Raw genomic sequence first — 16,288 nt, 5'->3', positions numbered from 1 at the left:
TTTTAATTCCTTTTTAAAATAAATTTAAATCGCGAAATATTATCTCATCAATTCTTAAGCCTAGCTTTTATCTCATTAAACAAACTGAATACCATACTTTCAAGCTCTTTTGCTCTTTCTAAAGAAGTTGCTTCAAAACGTGTGATAAGATAAGGGCTGGTATTAGATGCACGAAGCAAAGCCCATCCATCGCCAAAATCTATCCTAGCTCCATCAATTTCACAAAGACTTTTAACACCTTTTAAAGCTCCTTTTTCGATCTCTTTTTGAAATTCTTCCACAAGTTTAAATTTTTCTTCTTCATTTACAGGAATTTTAATTTCAGATGTAGTATAAAGTTTTGGTAAAGCTTTGATCATACTTTCTAAATCAAAACCTTTATAAACAAGTTCTAAGGCTCTTAAAAATGCGTAAATTCCATCATCATAACCAAAATATCTATGTTTAAAGAAAATATGTCCACTCACTTCAGCAGCTAAATCAATATCTTTTTCTTTCATCATTTTTTTAATATTAGAATGCCCTGTTTTTCCCATAAAAATAGTTCCAAATTTAGCCACTTCATCAAAAAGATTTTTAGAACATTTTACCTCACCTAAAATGCGTGGATTAGGAATATTTTTAGCAAACAAATAACAAAGCTCATCCCCGCAAAATACATGAGTTTTACTCAAAGCAACCATTCTATCAGCATCCCCATCAAAAGCAAAAGCTAAAGAATAATCTTGATTTTGATTTAAAAACTCTCTAATCGCACTTAAGTTTTCTTCTTCTGTAGGATCTGGAGCGTGGTTTGGAAACTGTCCATCAGGCTCTGCAAACATTACATGAGCTTTTAAATTTAAAGCCTTGATTAAAGGCTTTATCACCACTCCAGCCGCACCATTTGTGCAATCAACACCAAATTTATAATTAAAATCCTTTAAAAAGCTAAATTGCTCGCACATAAATTTCACATAAAGGTTTAAAATATCATATTTTTCTACTTCTAAATTTTCTTCAATCTCATCATCTAAATGCTTATAAACTTCTTTTGAAAACTCTTTTAATTCTACACCAAAAAAACTTTCTTTATTGATAGTGATTTTAAAACCATTATAATCTTTTGGGTTATGAGAGCCTGTTATCATAACATTTGCATCAAATTTCAAGCCCTCATAAAGACTAAAATATCCCAATGGAGTTGGTACAAGCCCTATATCATAGATTTTTATTCCCGCTTTGTTAAGTCCACTCACTAGATAATTAAAAAGTTCATTTGCACTATATCTTGCATCATAGCCCACACTTACATTTTTACAGCCTTTATTTAGCATTGTTTGTCCCAAGCAAAAACCTATAGCCTTAACACTTTTTTCATTTAATTCTTTGCCATAAAGCCCTCTTATATCATATTCTCTAAAAATCACATCTAACATTTTTTTCCTTCAAATTCATCTCTTCTTTGACCTAAATTTATCGTTTTTCTAAAGCAAATTTGGATAGAAAAGAAATTTTTGCTACAATTTTACATTAATTTCACTAAATGAAGGAAAATTTATGGATGAAGAATTAGAAAACGAAGAAACGAAAAAGAAAAAAGGCGGTTCACTTGTAATTATTATTGTTATTTTACTTTTTGTTTTACTTCTTAGTATTATGGGAGTGATTGCTTGGCTTATTTCAAGCAGCTCAAGTGATGAAAGTGAAGTCAAAGAAGCTCCAAAAGAAGAGGCAAAAGCCGATAAACCTAAAGTTTCAGCTCCTACTCAGCGAGGTAGTGATTTTGCTAATATAGGCCCTATGTACCCACTTGATCCTTTTACCCTAAATTTACTTAGCGATAGCGGCTCAAGATATGTAAAATGCACTATAGAACTAGAACAAAATAGCGAACTTTTAAAACCTGAACTCGATAAAAAAGTTCCAGTGATTCGTGATATTATTATTCGTACATTAACAGCTAAAACTTTTGAAGAAGTAAGTACACAAAAAGGCAAAGAACGTTTAAAAGATGAGCTAGTTGGAAAAATCAATGAAATTTTAACCGATGGCTTTATTAAAAATGTTTATTTTACGGATTTTGTAGTTTCTTAATGCGCGTAGGCTGTGATATCATCGCCATTTCTAGGATAGAAAAAATTCATTCTAGACATGGCAAAAATTTTTTGGATAAATTTCTAAGCCCAAAAGAACAAATACTCATTAAAAATCCAGCAACTCTAGCAGGTCTTTGGGCTGCTAAAGAAGCCGCTAGCAAAGCTTTGGGTGTTGGAATTTGTGAATTATGCAGTTTTTTTGATATTGAAATATCAAAAGATGAAAAAAACGCACCTAAATTAAAATATTCTCAAAAAATTACAAAAAATTTTAATATCACTCAAACTTCCCTAAGCATTTCTCACGATAATGGTTTTGCTATAGCCATAGTGGCTATAGTTTGATTATTTTCCTATAGTTTGCTTGTCTAAATTTCTTGAAAGTATGAAATCTATCACAGGTTGTTCTCTTTTATTTGCTCTTTTACAATGATCTTTTTGAAAAAAATCTGTGATTTTTATAACAATCCTTGCCCATTTTTTACGATTTCTTTCACGCCACGCATGAGAAGAAACGCTCTCCCAAGCATAGCCATTAAACAAGCTTGCATTTACAAAATGATCTAAGGCTCTAACACCCTGTCTTGCTCGTGCGGTATTAAAAAAAGTTCCTATAATCACGATAAAAAGATATCCTAAAACTGCTAAAGGTACTATTGCACAAAGCAGAATAGTCCCTGCTAATTTTTCTTTTAAGCTTCCTTTTAAGGTACGTTTTACACGACGACGAAAATTGGCACGAATTTTAGTTCTAACTCTTTTCATAGTTTTCTTTTGCTAAATTTTATCCTCATACCATTAGCAGAACGCACTGTTAAACGCCCTACTACATCAGGTACAAAACCTTCTTCAAGTTCTAGTTTGTAAGTTTTTAAAATATTAGCCAAAATCAAAATCGCTTCTTGCATAGCAAAACCTTGTCCTATACAAATTCTTTCCCCTACCCCAAAAGGCAAATAAGCATCTTTTTTGTATTCTCCTTCAAAACGAGAAGGATTAAATCCATGTGGATTTGTCCAAAATTCTTCATGTCTGTGTATCAGCCAAGGAGCAATCACTACCCCAGAACCTTTTTTAATAAGCTTATCTCTAACTTGGGTATCTTTTTTTGCCTCTCTTGCAAAAAATCCAACAGGAGGATAAAGTCTTAAAGATTCTTTAAAAATATTTGTTAAGTATTTAAACTGTCTTAGATGCGAAATTTCAATGGCTCTACCCTGTAAAACCTGAGTAATCTCCTTATAAGCTTTTTCTTGCTCCTTAGGATAAAGACTAAGCAGATAAAGCGTCCATGTCAAAGAACTTGCTGTGGTTTCATGTCCTGCTAAAAAAAGCATAGCCACTTGATCTAAAATTTCCTCAAAAGAAAAACGCTTATTTGTATCCGCATCCACTACTAAAAGCAAAGATCCTAAAATATCTTCAAATTCTGCATTATCTGCCGTATCATATCTTGGCTTTATGATGTCACTTAAAACCTGCCTAATCACATCTCCAGCCTTAGCACGCTTACGATCTCCTAAAACATAAGAAAGCCATTTTGGAAAACGAAACATACGACGCATGGCTGTATGCACACTTTGCTCTTGAAAAGTCACAAAGGCATTTAAGATTTTTTTACCTTTTTCCTCATCGAGTTTTGAAGACATAATGGTACGAAAAATCACATCAGCGGTAATAAAAGTCATAGCTTCATCTACTTCAATAACAGCATGATTTGGATACTTGCTAAAACGATCCATCATATCTGCCACGGCTTCACTCATAAGATTAAACACTTTATTGATACGAGTCATTTCAAAACTTGGACGCAAAAGCTCTCTTTGCTTTTTCCAAACTTCACCATTTGTAGTAAAAATGCTCTCTCCTAAAAGCGGACTTAAAAGCTCATGCAAAAATGCACTTTTAGGAAATTCTCTAACTTCATCAACCATCATTCTTTTAACTTCTTTAGTGTCATTTATAACATAAAGATCAAAATTTGGCATCTTCACATAGCCTGTTTGCATTTTATAACTACGCTCATAAAGCCCATCAAGCCAAGATCTACGCTTTAACAAAAAAGTTAAAAGTGTAGAAGCCTTATTTTCATAAGGTTTTGGAAAAAAGGGACATTCGCTCATATTTTTACCTTTTCTTCTAAAAATTTAGGCATTATGATGAAAGAAAAAAAATCATAACCACCTTTAACACTAATGCTATAAAGATATAAAAAGTGCGCTTTGTTTTTATCTCTTTTTATTTTTTTATACTCATGTTTTTCATATAAAGTGTGAAATTTAGCACTTAAAAATGGAGGTGTAAATTTAGCATTTACACCACTCGTGCGGAAAAAATCCACTTGAGGAAAACATGCTCCATCAATAATCGATGTGTAATCATACCATTTTAAATCAAACCTTGAAACAAATTCAAGCTTCTTTCTAAATTCATCTGCTTTTTTTTGATAACTCACTAAAGGTATACATTCTCCTAAAGTAAGAATTTTTAATTTACAAAGTAAAGATAAATCTAAATTTTGTCTTAAAATACACTCCAAAACTTCTATACAAACTATAGTTCCAACACTATGCGCTACTAAAATAAGCTCATAATCTTGTTTGCTTTCGTTTTGTTTTAGCTTATCTACTATAACATTTGCAAAAAGCTTGATTCTTTCTTGCATAATGCCTGTTTTTTTATCTTGCCAAGTAGCACAAAAAGCACAAATTCTTGCTATCCAAAATACAGCTAATTTCTTACCTAATTTAAATAAAAAATGATTTAGTAAAAATCCTAGAAAACATCCTATGATGATAGCTAAAGAAAAATGCATATAATTTTGCAAAAAAGCAAAACTTCCAAAAGCTAAAACCAAAGAAAATAGCAAAGAAAATAACACATAAAAAAAAGGATAATAACCTGTGATAAGTTGATAAATCGACTCTTTGCCAAATTTGATAAAAAGTCCTGTGATAGTATAAATTCTAAAAAAACTATAACAATCCGCTAGGGCATCTTTATAATTTTCTGACCAATTTTTCTTAACAATATCATTCCATGTTAAAAAATGATATTTAGTTTGCACTCCTTCGCAAGAAATTTTAAAAAAAGGAAATTGCTCATTTTTTTCAATTTTACTTAAATCAGCTTTAATGTTAAAAGCATGAGAATAATCTTTTAGGTTTTTTTTAAATAAATCATAATAAAATCTATAACTTTTAGGATCATATCCTGCTATATAAAATACTTCCCTATCCATAACAATATTTCTTTTTTGCTTTTAATTATAACAACTTTGCTTTAAAAACTCTCTTAATCAAAGCTTTTTAGTCTTATTTGTCTAAAAAGAAATTTTTGTAAAAATTGCCATTGAATTGATTAGTTTGTAAAAGGTATTTCTTAAAATTACATACCAAAATAGGATTGGGTTTATAAGCATGAGCTTCACGCCAAAAAAATTGAAGTTTCTTTGGATAAGATAAGCCTTCAAAATCATAAAAAGCATTGCCACAAACCTTAGTCGGACAGCCTTCTAAAATAGCACTAAGGCCCACTGTTGAATTTATAGTAATACAACCTAAAGCCTTTCTTAAAAGAACTGGCAAGTGGGTATCATGAACATATAAAACCCTTCCTTCGACATGATATTTTTGAGTTAAATCATTTATGAGTTTAGAATAATTCTTATAACCCCTATCCATGGGATGGTGTTTAAAAACTAGATAAGATTTAGCTCTTGCATGGTTTGCAAAAGAAAGTATGGTTTCCTCTATAAAGTACTCTATGCTTTTTTTGTAATGATATTTAATTTGCGTATCGCTATAAACTTGTAAAATCGCCAAAAAGTACTTTTTTTCTAAATTATAAATCTTTTCATTTAGTTTTTTTTCTGTAATCTTATAAAGATATTTTCTATATAAAGATCTAAACCAAAATAAAAATTCAAAAGGATATAAAGTGCGATGATGAAGTTTGTTGTTAAAAAATGGGGTCAAAATAAAAGCAAATAACCAATACAAAAAGGCATCAAAAGCCATAAATTTAAATCCACCTGGAATTTCTTTTATGCTTTCTTTGGTAAAAATATTTTGAGAAAGATAAAAATTTTTATCACGCGGCAAAGAAGAATTTGCATTCACCCCATCTTTTTCCAAAGTAATACAATAAGGTCTTAAATACCCTTCTTCAAAAATCCATACTTCAATTTCTAATTCTTTAGCCACTTTAATAGCCTTAGCATGGATAATACGACAATCATTATACATTAAAATAGCATCGATTTTTTTACTTTGAAAAAAATCTCTATAGAAATTTTCAAGATCTTTTTTATCACACTTACACCTTGTTCCACTAGGATAGAAAAAAAAATCTCCACCATTAAAATTGAGTTTAAAAACTTTGGTTTGGTTTTTTTTCATTTTCATTGCAAGATGATGAAAAAAATTTCCCACAGGCCCTTGCAAGAGTAAAACATTTTTACCGCTAAATTCTTTTTTAATTTTAGTGCTAAATCTCATTTCTTTGCTAAAAATTCATAAAATCTTCTTATTTTTCTAAGCATAAAAGTTTTAAAATCTATTGCCAATTTTATATGTTTTTTTGAAAAATAATCTTTTTGTAAATTTAGCATTATATCTAAACAAACTTCAATTTCACATAAAGTTTTTGTTTTGGGATTTATATATCTTGGATATGTGATCAAAGCACCTGCTACAAGCTCTTCTAAGCTTAGTTTTCTTGTTCTTCTTTTGCATTTATGTTTATCTTTTGTTAAACCCCAGCCCGCATAAAAAGGCATGCCATAAGTAAAAACTTTTTTAGCTCTTAAAAGAGCATCAAAACCACTTGTAGAAGTAATAGTGTGAATTTCATCAGCAATTTTTATAGCGCTATCAATACTGCAATCTTTTACAATCTCATCACAAAATTCCAAGATGAGTGTTTCATCTTTTAAACCTACACGGTTGCCGCTTAACACATCAGGATGGGGTTTAAAGATGATATAAGCATCTTGATTTTTAGAACGCACCTCCTTAAGCAAATCAAGAGTAGATAAGCCAAAACCCCCTAAAATCATCGAAGCATCATCTTCAACTTGAGCAGGGATTAAAATAATTTTTTGCCCTGTTTTGGCATTGATTTTTAAGTCTTCATGCTTTAAGCCATTATATTTTGAAAAGCGGTTCTCAAGTAAGATTTTTATAATATTTTTTGCCCTATTTAGCATATTTTCATCAAAAATTTCGTTTTGCAAAAGCTCTTCTAATTTACTTGCTTTATTTGGATCTATGTAAAGTCCTTTATCGTCAACGATTAAAGAAAAAGGGCGCGTAAGATCAGAACCTAAAGAGATTGAGCGAATAAATCCATCTTCAACTAAAGAAATTTTAGGAATAAAATGAGATAAATTCTCATCTTGCGCTTTTTTTATAAGAGTAGTTTTAAGAGCGTTATAATCTATCCTTTTACCCCAAATGAAAAATTTATCATTTTCTTTTAATTGTATATTCTTTAAACAATCTAAGAAATCTAGAAATATGATTTCATTGTTTTTAGCTATAAAAAAAGGTTTTACAAATTTCCTTTTCCATTTTGAAAATCCAAAGAAAAAAAGTCTATTAGAATTTGCCTTTTCTATATCTTTATATTTTGCTAAAGTTTGAATAGTATCAAAAATATTACTTTTTTGATTTAAATAAGGATTAAAATACTCAGCATAAAGTATATAAGTAACATAGAAAACTTCTTCTAAACTTCTTTTTTGCATCCTTCTTTTACACTCTAATTTATCTTTTGTTAGACCCCAACCTGCATAAAAAGGCATACCATAACAAATACATTCACATTCTTGCATCAAAGCTTCAAAACCCATACCAGAAGTTTTGGTATAAACCTTATCAAAAAACTCAAGCAAGGCTACGGGATTAAAATTTTCAGTAATTAAAATACATTCTTTAGGTAAGGAATTTATATCTAAATCACTTTGTTTTTTACCGCTTAAAACATCAGGATGGATTTTTATATAAATTTTAGATTTAGGATTTTCTTTTATGGCATCTTTTATCATATCGACGGTTTTAAAACCTTTAGCAAGCCCAAATTCAAGTGAGGCATCATTGGCCGTTTGGGTGATGATTAAAACCCTTTTTTCATCTTTTTGAAAATAATCATCTGGAATATCAAGATTGTTATTATACTTGCTAATTTTATATTTTTTGATAAGCTCTATAGATTTTTTAGCTTGCTTGATTTCTTCATCTTTAAATTCATAAGTATTTAAAAGATTTTCAAGCTTTGAAGGTGCTGTTGCATCATAATAAATGCCTATATCATCTTTAACCATAGAAAAACTTGGGCTATTTTCAACCCCTAAGTTTAATGAGCGGATAAATCCATCTTCTAAAAGTATGAATTTAGCCTTATATTTTTTAGCTAAATTTATAGCTTTTAAACCTGATTTTTTGCGTCCCCAGCCAAGGAAAAGATCATCTTTATTTATTTTTGAATTTTTCTTATACAAAGAAATGATGTAAAAATTTCTAACATTAGCAATAAGTTTTTTTGATATTGAGTAATGCTTCACAATGCCAATTTCTTTATTATAAGTTCAACTTTTTCTTCTAAATTATTTCGACAAGAATTATTGATCACTAAATCAGCCTCTGGTTTATCAAATTCTATATCAACACCAACTACATTATTAATTTCTTTATTTAAAGCCTTAGTATAAAGCCCTTTTTGATCTCTTTGTATTAATTCATGCATATCGCATTCTATATAAATTTCATAATAATTTTTTAATTGTTTTCTATTGTAATCATAAATCTCATTAAACATTGAAATCGTAGTGACAATAACTATCATACCTTGATCGTTTAAAAATTTTGCAAATTTAGCTCTTTTCAAAGCCATATCTATGCGACCTTGTCTATCGTATGCATAATGTCCTAATATTTCTCTTAACTCATCTCCATCGAGATAAATAAGGTTTTTATATTTTAGTTTTAATTTCTCATACAAAGCTTGACCTATAGTTGTTTTTCCACTTCCAGCTAAACCAGTAAGCCAAATAATATAAGGATTATTTTTCAATTTGCACCTCTAAATCACTCATAAAATCAATTTCACACCAATTGCCATCAATTTCTACTGCTTTTGCATTATTGTATTTTTCAATTAAAGCTTGCAAAAAACTTGTCATGTACATATTTTCAAAATTTTTATTATCATATAAAATATCTCGGTCAAGCATTTCATAAAAAGCAATAACTTCGGAAAGAAATTGATAAGAAAATTTAAAAAGTCCTATATATTGAGCTTCTATCTCATCATAGACATTAGCTTTTTTTCCAAGTTCTATAATATAACCATTTTTCATCTTTAATGTTTCAGCGTCTTCTAAAGGATTCGCAAAGCGTTTGCTCCAAAGCTTACGCCAAGACTTATCAACTACTATAGCAAGTTCTTCTTTGGCATTTATAAGCTTTTGCACACAATCTTGAAAATAAACAATATCCGCATAAGAAATAATCAAATCTTGTTTTTCTTCGATGCATTTTAACATAAAATCTTTAGCGCAAAAAAAAGTATGAACCATATTGGTTTTATCATATTTTGAATTAATAAAAAAATGCTCAATATCATATTTATTAAGATAATTTTTTAGCACATCGTTTAAATATCCACCTACAACAGCTATTTCATTTATACCTGCTGATTTTAAAGCTTCGATTTCATAATCTATTATTTTTTTATTCTTATACTCAACCATACACTTTGGTTGATCTTTTGTTAAAGGCATCAGCCTTGATCCAAAACCTGCTGCTAAGATAATTGCATTCATATTATTCCTTGATTAAACTAAACCACTCTTTTAAAATTTGAATATTATTAAGCCCATTTTCTCTTTCAATATGCCACATTATACCAAAAATATTTTCATACTTATGTTTAAAAGCTTCTATAGTATTATCTTTTGCTAAGCAAAGTTCTATAAGATCTTCACCTAATTTTTCAATAGCAAAATTATGAAAAGAATTGCTTATAAATTTTTCTTTTGAGAAAAATACTTCATGTTTGCCTATATGATTTTCACAAGGACTTATATGGCTGTTAAAATAACGAGCTATCATCTGAGCTCCTCTGCAAATTCCTAAAAGTGGTATTTTTTCTTTTAAACAAATTTCTATAACTTGCTTTTCGTATAAATCTCTCTTTTTAGATAAAACATTAGGACTATAAAAACTTAAATCATTGCCACCGCTTAATATCACAGCTTTTATTAGATGTTTATAATGAGAAAAATCTATTTCATAGCTAAGAGGAAGAGGAGTAAAATTTTTAAATAAATCTTTATTAAATAATTTTCCCCAATCCAAAGCCAAACATTCTCTTTCTTCATGATAACTTTCGTTGCAAATAAGCCTTTGAGTAATACCTATAAACAAAATATTTGCTCACTTTCACATTCTATATTTATTTTTTTAGCTTTTAAATATTTTTCAAAATTTTCTTCTCCAACTCCTATAACAGCAGGCATTCCAAGTTCTGAAGCACGAATGGCCATATGTGAATTAGCACCCCCATAACATGTAATAAGTCCTGCTATATTTTTTGTAAATAAATAATCATATCCAGGATCTGCTGCATAAATTAAAACAATCTTTCCTTCTAAATCTTTATCATTTTCTTTCGCCGTAAATGCAGTGATGCTCTTTTGTGTAATGAAATTTGGAATAATACTATGATTATAAAAAGAAAAAATTTCATCGGCATTGCAAAGCAAAGAAGGAAGTTTTATAGCTTGTGTAAGTTCATATTCTTTTTTATTGCGATTAATTTCTTCTACAAACTGCTCTTTTGGATTTATAGAATAAAGACTAGAATAAAGATTTAAAATGCTTTTTATATCAAGATGAGCCAAATCTTCTTTTTCAATACCATAATATTTGCCTAATTCTTCTATATAAACTATAGCCTTAGAAAGCAATCTAGTGAATTCAAATTTAACGAGCTCTCTACCCTCGATAGCCTGCTTTAAAAAATCAAAAAATTCACAAGCATTAATCTCTAATCCATGTTCTCTAAGTAAAGCATTTAAAGCTTTTGTCTTTTCTTCTGAAAAAACAAAAGCTTTATCTTGTAAATAAACTTTACTATCTTTTTGATCCACATCAAAATAAAGTTCAAAATCTTCATCATATCTTGGAGATAAAATATTATAAGTTCCTGCTCTTAAGTGTCCAAAATCTTTCAAAAATTGATCTTTGTTGTGAAAATTAAGATGGTTTGTTTGTTTGTTTAAATTTTTACTCACTGTATTGAGTGAATTTAAAAAATCATCTTTTTCCTCTTTGATTATAAAATCAATCTCAATTAAAGAATTTAAAAGTTGCATTGCTACAAATGCAGCCCTAGCCACCCCCGCAAAAGGTAAGGTTCCATAACGCTTGCATTCTTCAATAAGCCAATAAATTTTATCAATTAAAGAAAAATTAGAATTAATAATGCCATCATATCTTTCTTTTAGCTTATAAGCTTTTTGTATGTCTTTTAAATAAAGCCCTGATCTAGGATTAATAATCTTATTTGTAAGTTCTAATAATGAAAATTCTAATCTTTTGATTTCATTTTCATTAAAACCATGATTTAAAAGTTCTTCTAATTTTTTAGAACTATTGAAGTCATAACAAGAATAAACAATATTAAATTCAATCTTATCGTGCAATTCATGATTTTTATTAAGCTTATCTAAGTAAAAATTGACAAGTTTTTGCGCAATATTTTCATCTAACTTTTTTGGTATAAAAGAATTAAAAGATAATCTTACATCCACATAAGGAATGCCTAAAAAAGAATGGATTAAAGGATGGGATCTTAAATCTCTATAACCATAATTATCTCTTTGATACGCCCAGATATTATCCGTAATGATTTCTTTATATAAGCTAAAAGCTAAACGCTTAGGTCTTAACCCTACGATTTCAGCTGGATTCCAATCAGGCATTACCCCAAAAATGGCTTTATCTCCCAAAACTCTAGATCTTGATTCTTTTAAAGACTCAAAACGTTTATAAAATCTATATAAAGCTTCTTTTGGTAAAGAGTGAAATAAATTATTTTTTTCATGCATAACCAAAGGACGCACTTGCAAGCAAAAAAGTTCTTCCTCATCATCTTGAATAGCAAATGCAAATTCAACATCTAAAAAACAACAGTCATATAAAACTTCTAATTCTTTTATAAGTTCTATAATTTTTTGAAGTCTAATATCTTTAAATTCTAAATAATCTCTGTAATGATAGTAAGTTTTTGCACTCTTACTGCTTCCATCTGTAATAGAGCTATTTGAACCATTTTCATCATATTGAAGACAAAAATAAGGGGAAAAATTATCCTTATCAACACTAAAACCAACACCGCAAAGAGTAATGTTTTCAAGCATAGGTTGAACTAGAATTTCATCGCTTTTTGATGGCATAGAATTGGCAACTTCATATAAAGCTTTTAATAACTCATCTTTAGAATCAGCTTTAATATTTGCCAAAGAAAGAAAAGCGCCTGCATTGGAGTTTTTCATACTATCTTCACTTAAAGAAGAACTTCTTATAATGAGTCTATTAGCCTTTAAAGTTTGAATACCCTGTAAAACTTTATCTTCATTTGATATTAATTCTTCAAGCGAAGTTAAAACCAAAGGTAGAACCTTTGCTTTTTTTAATTTTGTTTGTAAATTTTTTAAATTTTGTGCTTTGGTTTTAAATTTTAACTCCGCCATGTTTTTCCTTAGTTTTATATTTTTTTAGCACTCCAACAACGAGTGGTATATTTTATGCTAAATTCCTTAGGAAGTTTTTGTGAAATTTTATCACTAATTTTATTAAAAAGTTCATTTCCTTCATCAGTCTCCAAATCCCAGTAAGGATTTTTAACGCTTTTCCATGCATTAATATAATTTTCAATGCTTTGACGAAAATAAAAATCCTCTTCAATATAAACAATATTATCAAAAAGATCCTTTCGACTCTCTATAATTGGTCTTTGATCTTCTCTTCTTGTTCCCCTTGTATAATTTGGTACAAATTCTACAATAGTATCTTCAGCTATTTTTTGTACAGGATCGTTTAAATCTCTATGATTCCACATACAAGAAAAATATCCCTCTGATTTTAATAAGCGATGCGCCTCTTCTAAGGCTTCATTTCTATCCATTACATTAAAACTACTACCAAAAGTCACCCAATCAAATTCACTATTTTGAAGTGTTGAGTTTAAGCCTGTTGCTCTAACCCAGTCAATCTTCTCACCTTTAGTTCTTTCTATCCCAATCTCACGCATCGCATCATTTGGTTCTACAGATACTACCTTACATCCTCTTTCCAAAAGCATAATGCTTAGATTTCCAGTTCCTGCACCGATATCAGCCACCTTGATATCTTTTTTTCCAATAAGACTAATTAACATATCTATAGTTTTTGGAGCATAATTTGGTCTATAGCTATAAAATTCAGCATGCTTGGTATAATCCCACACTTGTTCTACTAGTTTTTGCATTTTATTTCCTTTTTTTCATCTTTAACAAGCTTGATGAAAAAAAGGAAATATTTTATGCTTTTCTAGCTGTCCATGCTCTTATTTTATAAGGAATCTCTATACTTTGCATATGAGAAATTTTAGCTTCTATCATCTCTAAAATTTTCTTCCATCTTTTTTCACCTGCTTGTGCTTGTATATCATTTACAGAATGCCAAGCTCCAAGATAACGCTCTTTATCCCAAAACTCTTTATAGTCGCACTCCATAAAAAAGCAGTCTGTGAAATCTCCTGTTGAAACAAGAATTTCTTCCCATTTTTTAACATTTTGAGCGCCACTGCTTACACGAGCAAGCTCTGGAACAATATGTTTAATCTCCTTTTCGATTTCATCAAAAACCGAACCCTCTACAATGTGGCGAGGATTCCAAATCGCAGTGAAATACCCCCCCCTGTCAATATACGATTAAATTCTGGGAGAGATTTTTTAGGATCTGTCCAATGAAAAGAACTAGCCATGATGACCCAATCAGCTTGATTATTGCTCATGCAGGTTTCTTCACCACTTCCTTTGTGCCAAGAAATATTTGATAAATTTTGTGTAAATTTTTGCCCTTCTTCACGCATATTATCGTTTGGTTCCACAGCACCAATTTGGCATCCAAACATTTCTCCTAACATCTTAGTAAGTTTTCCGGTTCCAGCTCCTACTTCAACAATATTTAAATCTTTTAAATTTTTATTTTTATCATTGATACAAGCTACAAGTTTTTCAAGTAAAAATGGACTATAAGCAGGTCTATTATGATAATGCTTGGCAACCTCTGTAAAATCTCCTTGTTTCATATTGATTCCTTTCTCTAATTTTAAACACAATTATATCTTTTTTTTATTAATTTACAAATCTTTCTTCTGAATATCGTCATCCAACTCTTTGCACATTTTTTCAAATTCTTGATAGTATTTCCAAGATGCTACTATATCTGGACGATGTTGTTTAATATGATCATAATCTTCATCCAAAATATTTTTCAACTTAAATGCTAAATCTTTATTTTTTTTAAAATATTCTAAAATATCTTCTTCGTCAAAAAATTTGGCCTTTTCAATCTTTTCTTGACAATACATATGATAAATAAAATTATGAATGTATTTTTGTATCTCATGAAATAATTTCACATTTTTATTTATAATATCAAAATCACACTGAGCGCATAAACAAACAATATTATCAAAATAAACTCTTTCTTGAAAAATTATATCTGTAATATCTATACATTGCTTTTCTTTATGTGTTACTTTAGCCAATTGGCGTGTCGATATTAAAATTTTAACACTATCTCTATCTTGTATATTTGCTAAATTTCCATGATCTTTTAAATCAATTTCCAATACAAAAGGTAATAAAACCAATATGTCATTACGACAAACTTTTGCTCTAAAAAGAAGTTCATCTTCGGGTTGTGAAAATTTAAAAATTTGAGATAACTTTTTAAATGTACTAAAAGCATATTCTCGTGTGATGTCATTCATATCTATATAATATAATTTTGCAATGGAATGCTTTAAAGTTTTAATTCTCCAATTTAATATATTCATATTGACATCACCAATTATATATCTTAATAAATTATTTAAGTCTGGCTTTTTTCCAAAGCCATATTCTATTGTATTATTTTTTTTAGAAGTTTGATGATATAAAATTACATTTTTTATATAATTTTCATAATCAAAATTTAAAGTTATCCTTCTTATAATATTAGGATTAAATTGATGATGATTAACCAAAGGTTTTAATAAAGATATAGGATCTCTTACAATGCATAAATAAGGAACTTTTTTAATAATTAAAAAAAATAATTTATCTGTGTCGCTAGAAATTTTATGACCAGAAAGGACTAAAACATTATAATTTTTACTATTTGTCAAAAGTTTATAACTATCCAAATAACGATTATAATTATTATTAACTCTTGCATTCATACTAATTCCACAATATCTTAGGAATTTATCCATTGCATCACTTCCAGCACCAAAAATATTTAAAAACACAAATTCATAATTATCAGGTAAAGGTAGATTCATTTCCCAAGCAAGTTCAGCTGGTATGTTTTTATAGTTTATTTTTTCTTTTTCATCATTTAGTTTTTTAGGATCAAATAATGAAGGGTAAGGATGGTTTTCTTTTTTATATTTTTCATTAAAATTATTTGATAATAGCCATTCTTCTATAAGATCAAAATTTTGTATAAAATAATTAAAATTATGGAAAATATTTTCTATAATAGGTTGATAGTCTTGATGAATTTTTAATATATTTTCTATTCTTGGAAATTCTTTTAAAAAGACTTGCTTATTTTTGGAGATTGTTTTAACGATATTTGGATTTAACTTTGTAAAATTATCAAAAATTTCTTTAAATATTTTAAATTTTTTATTAGCTTTTTTTATATTTTTAGCTAATGTAAAAATACTTCCTTTATACCAAGTTTTAAAAGTTTTGATTAGAACTTCACCAAGCATATAAGATAAATGAAATTTATATTTTAAAGCCTGCTCATAATCGCTGCATGTTTCTAAATTTGGATATTTGAGTTGAGGAAAAACTTGTATGGTTTGTTGATAAATTTTTTGTTCTTTTTTGTGTTGTTTGTTTATTTGATAAAGTTTTTTAAATAATGCTATATACCCCCCCC

Annotated in this window: 13 protein-coding genes and 2 pseudogenes; 2 read left to right on the top strand and 13 right to left on the bottom strand. The window is 28.9% G+C overall.

Annotated elements, in window-relative coordinates:
• Positions 1 to 47 precede the first annotated feature (47 nt).
• Positions 48 to 1,437 (bottom strand): annotated as a pseudogene (pgmL, locus tag AJ885_RS06750) (phosphoglucosamine mutase PgmL).
• Positions 1,438 to 1,539: 102 nt separating this feature from the next.
• On the opposite strand from pgmL, the gene fliL reads away from it, so the two are divergent.
• Together fliL and acpS are read left to right on the top strand one after the other, a co-directional pair.
• Entirely contained in the window at positions 1,540 to 2,076 is a 537-nt protein-coding gene (gene fliL / locus AJ885_RS06745; RefSeq protein WP_002855429.1) for a flagellar basal body-associated protein FliL, read from the top strand.
• Entirely contained in the window at positions 2,076 to 2,423 is a 348-nt protein-coding gene (gene acpS, locus AJ885_RS06740) for a holo-ACP synthase (RefSeq protein ID WP_002866684.1), read from the top strand. Before fliL ends, acpS begins: the two co-directional genes overlap by 1 nt.
• Here the strand turns inward: acpS and AJ885_RS06735 are convergent, their stop codons facing one another.
• From AJ885_RS06735 to AJ885_RS06680, 12 genes and pseudogenes are all read right to left on the bottom strand, one after another.
• Complete coding sequence (locus AJ885_RS06735; protein WP_070280943.1) at positions 2,424 to 2,843, bottom strand: hypothetical protein; 420 nt, start codon at positions 2,841 to 2,843, stop codon at positions 2,424 to 2,426.
• A complete protein-coding gene (locus tag AJ885_RS06730) occupies positions 2,840 to 4,201 on the bottom strand; it encodes a cytochrome P450 (protein WP_070280941.1) in 1,362 nt (453 codons plus the stop codon). The genes AJ885_RS06735 and AJ885_RS06730 overlap by 4 nt, the downstream gene beginning before the upstream one ends.
• Complete coding sequence (locus AJ885_RS06725) at positions 4,198 to 5,319, bottom strand: DUF829 domain-containing protein (RefSeq protein WP_070280939.1); 1,122 nt, start codon at positions 5,317 to 5,319, stop codon at positions 4,198 to 4,200. Before AJ885_RS06725 ends, AJ885_RS06730 begins: the two co-directional genes overlap by 4 nt.
• Positions 5,320 to 5,392: 73 nt before the next feature.
• The gene (gene kpsS, locus AJ885_RS06720) at positions 5,393 to 6,577 is read right to left on the bottom strand and encodes a capsule polysaccharide modification protein KpsS (RefSeq protein WP_070280938.1); all 1,185 of its coding nucleotides are present in this window, start codon (positions 6,575 to 6,577) and stop codon (positions 5,393 to 5,395) included.
• Positions 6,574 to 8,643, bottom strand: a complete 2,070-nt coding sequence (locus AJ885_RS06715; protein WP_070280936.1) for a capsular polysaccharide biosynthesis protein — start codon at positions 8,641 to 8,643, stop codon at positions 6,574 to 6,576. Before AJ885_RS06715 ends, kpsS begins: the two co-directional genes overlap by 4 nt.
• On the bottom strand, positions 8,640 to 9,152 hold the full coding sequence (locus tag AJ885_RS06710) for a cytidine diphosphoramidate kinase (protein ID WP_070280934.1): 513 nt from the start codon (positions 9,150 to 9,152) through the stop codon (positions 8,640 to 8,642). Before AJ885_RS06710 ends, AJ885_RS06715 begins: the two co-directional genes overlap by 4 nt.
• Positions 9,142 to 9,903: a CTP:phosphoglutamine cytidylyltransferase gene (locus AJ885_RS06705; protein WP_070280932.1), complete on the bottom strand. Its 762-nt coding sequence runs from the start codon at positions 9,901 to 9,903 to the stop codon at positions 9,142 to 9,144. Before AJ885_RS06705 ends, AJ885_RS06710 begins: the two co-directional genes overlap by 11 nt.
• 1 nt (position 9,904) lies before the next feature.
• Entirely contained in the window at positions 9,905 to 10,507 is a 603-nt protein-coding gene (locus tag AJ885_RS06700) for a gamma-glutamyl-CDP-amidate hydrolase (protein ID WP_002855862.1), read from the bottom strand.
• Positions 10,498 to 12,837, bottom strand: a complete 2,340-nt coding sequence (locus AJ885_RS06695; protein WP_070280930.1) for a PEP-utilizing enzyme — start codon at positions 12,835 to 12,837, stop codon at positions 10,498 to 10,500. Before AJ885_RS06695 ends, AJ885_RS06700 begins: the two co-directional genes overlap by 10 nt.
• A 14-nt stretch (positions 12,838 to 12,851) precedes the next feature.
• Positions 12,852 to 13,613 (bottom strand): class I SAM-dependent methyltransferase, encoded by a 762-nt coding sequence (locus AJ885_RS06690; protein WP_070280928.1) that lies wholly within the window; start codon positions 13,611 to 13,613, stop codon positions 12,852 to 12,854.
• Between the two features lie 52 nt (positions 13,614 to 13,665).
• Positions 13,666 to 14,438: pseudogene (locus tag AJ885_RS06685) on the bottom strand (class I SAM-dependent methyltransferase).
• 51 nt (positions 14,439 to 14,489) lie between these two features.
• Positions 14,490 to 16,288: DUF2972 domain-containing protein (locus AJ885_RS06680; protein ID WP_070280926.1), on the bottom strand; the 1,799-nt coding region annotated here is incomplete at its 5' end.

The organism is Campylobacter sp. BCW_6464 (assembly GCF_001762775.1).
Classification (GTDB): Bacteria; Campylobacterota; Campylobacteria; order Campylobacterales; family Campylobacteraceae; genus Campylobacter_D; species Campylobacter_D jejuni.
Note: the sequence above shows the minus strand (reverse complement) of the source record. Positions and strands in the feature narration are given on the sequence as shown.

What these genes read in the sequence shown, in the direction of transcription:
- fliL (WP_002855429.1), top strand. Translation starts at nt 1,540, where the DNA reads ATGGATGAAGAATTAGAAAACGAAGAAACGAAAAAGAAAAAAGGCGGT.
- acpS (WP_002866684.1), top strand. Translation starts at nt 2,076, where the DNA reads ATGCGCGTAGGCTGTGATATCATCGCCATTTCTAGGATAGAAAAAATT.
- AJ885_RS06735 (WP_070280943.1), bottom strand. Translation starts at nt 2,843, where the DNA reads ATGAAAAGAGTTAGAACTAAAATTCGTGCCAATTTTCGTCGTCGTGTA.
- AJ885_RS06730 (WP_070280941.1), bottom strand. Translation starts at nt 4,201, where the DNA reads ATGAGCGAATGTCCCTTTTTTCCAAAACCTTATGAAAATAAGGCTTCT.
- AJ885_RS06725 (WP_070280939.1), bottom strand. Translation starts at nt 5,319, where the DNA reads ATGGATAGGGAAGTATTTTATATAGCAGGATATGATCCTAAAAGTTAT.
- kpsS (WP_070280938.1), bottom strand. Translation starts at nt 6,577, where the DNA reads ATGAGATTTAGCACTAAAATTAAAAAAGAATTTAGCGGTAAAAATGTT.
- AJ885_RS06705 (WP_070280932.1), bottom strand. Translation starts at nt 9,903, where the DNA reads ATGAATGCAATTATCTTAGCAGCAGGTTTTGGATCAAGGCTGATGCCT.
- AJ885_RS06695 (WP_070280930.1), bottom strand. Translation starts at nt 12,837, where the DNA reads ATGGCGGAGTTAAAATTTAAAACCAAAGCACAAAATTTAAAAAATTTA.
- AJ885_RS06690 (WP_070280928.1), bottom strand. Translation starts at nt 13,613, where the DNA reads ATGCAAAAACTAGTAGAACAAGTGTGGGATTATACCAAGCATGCTGAA.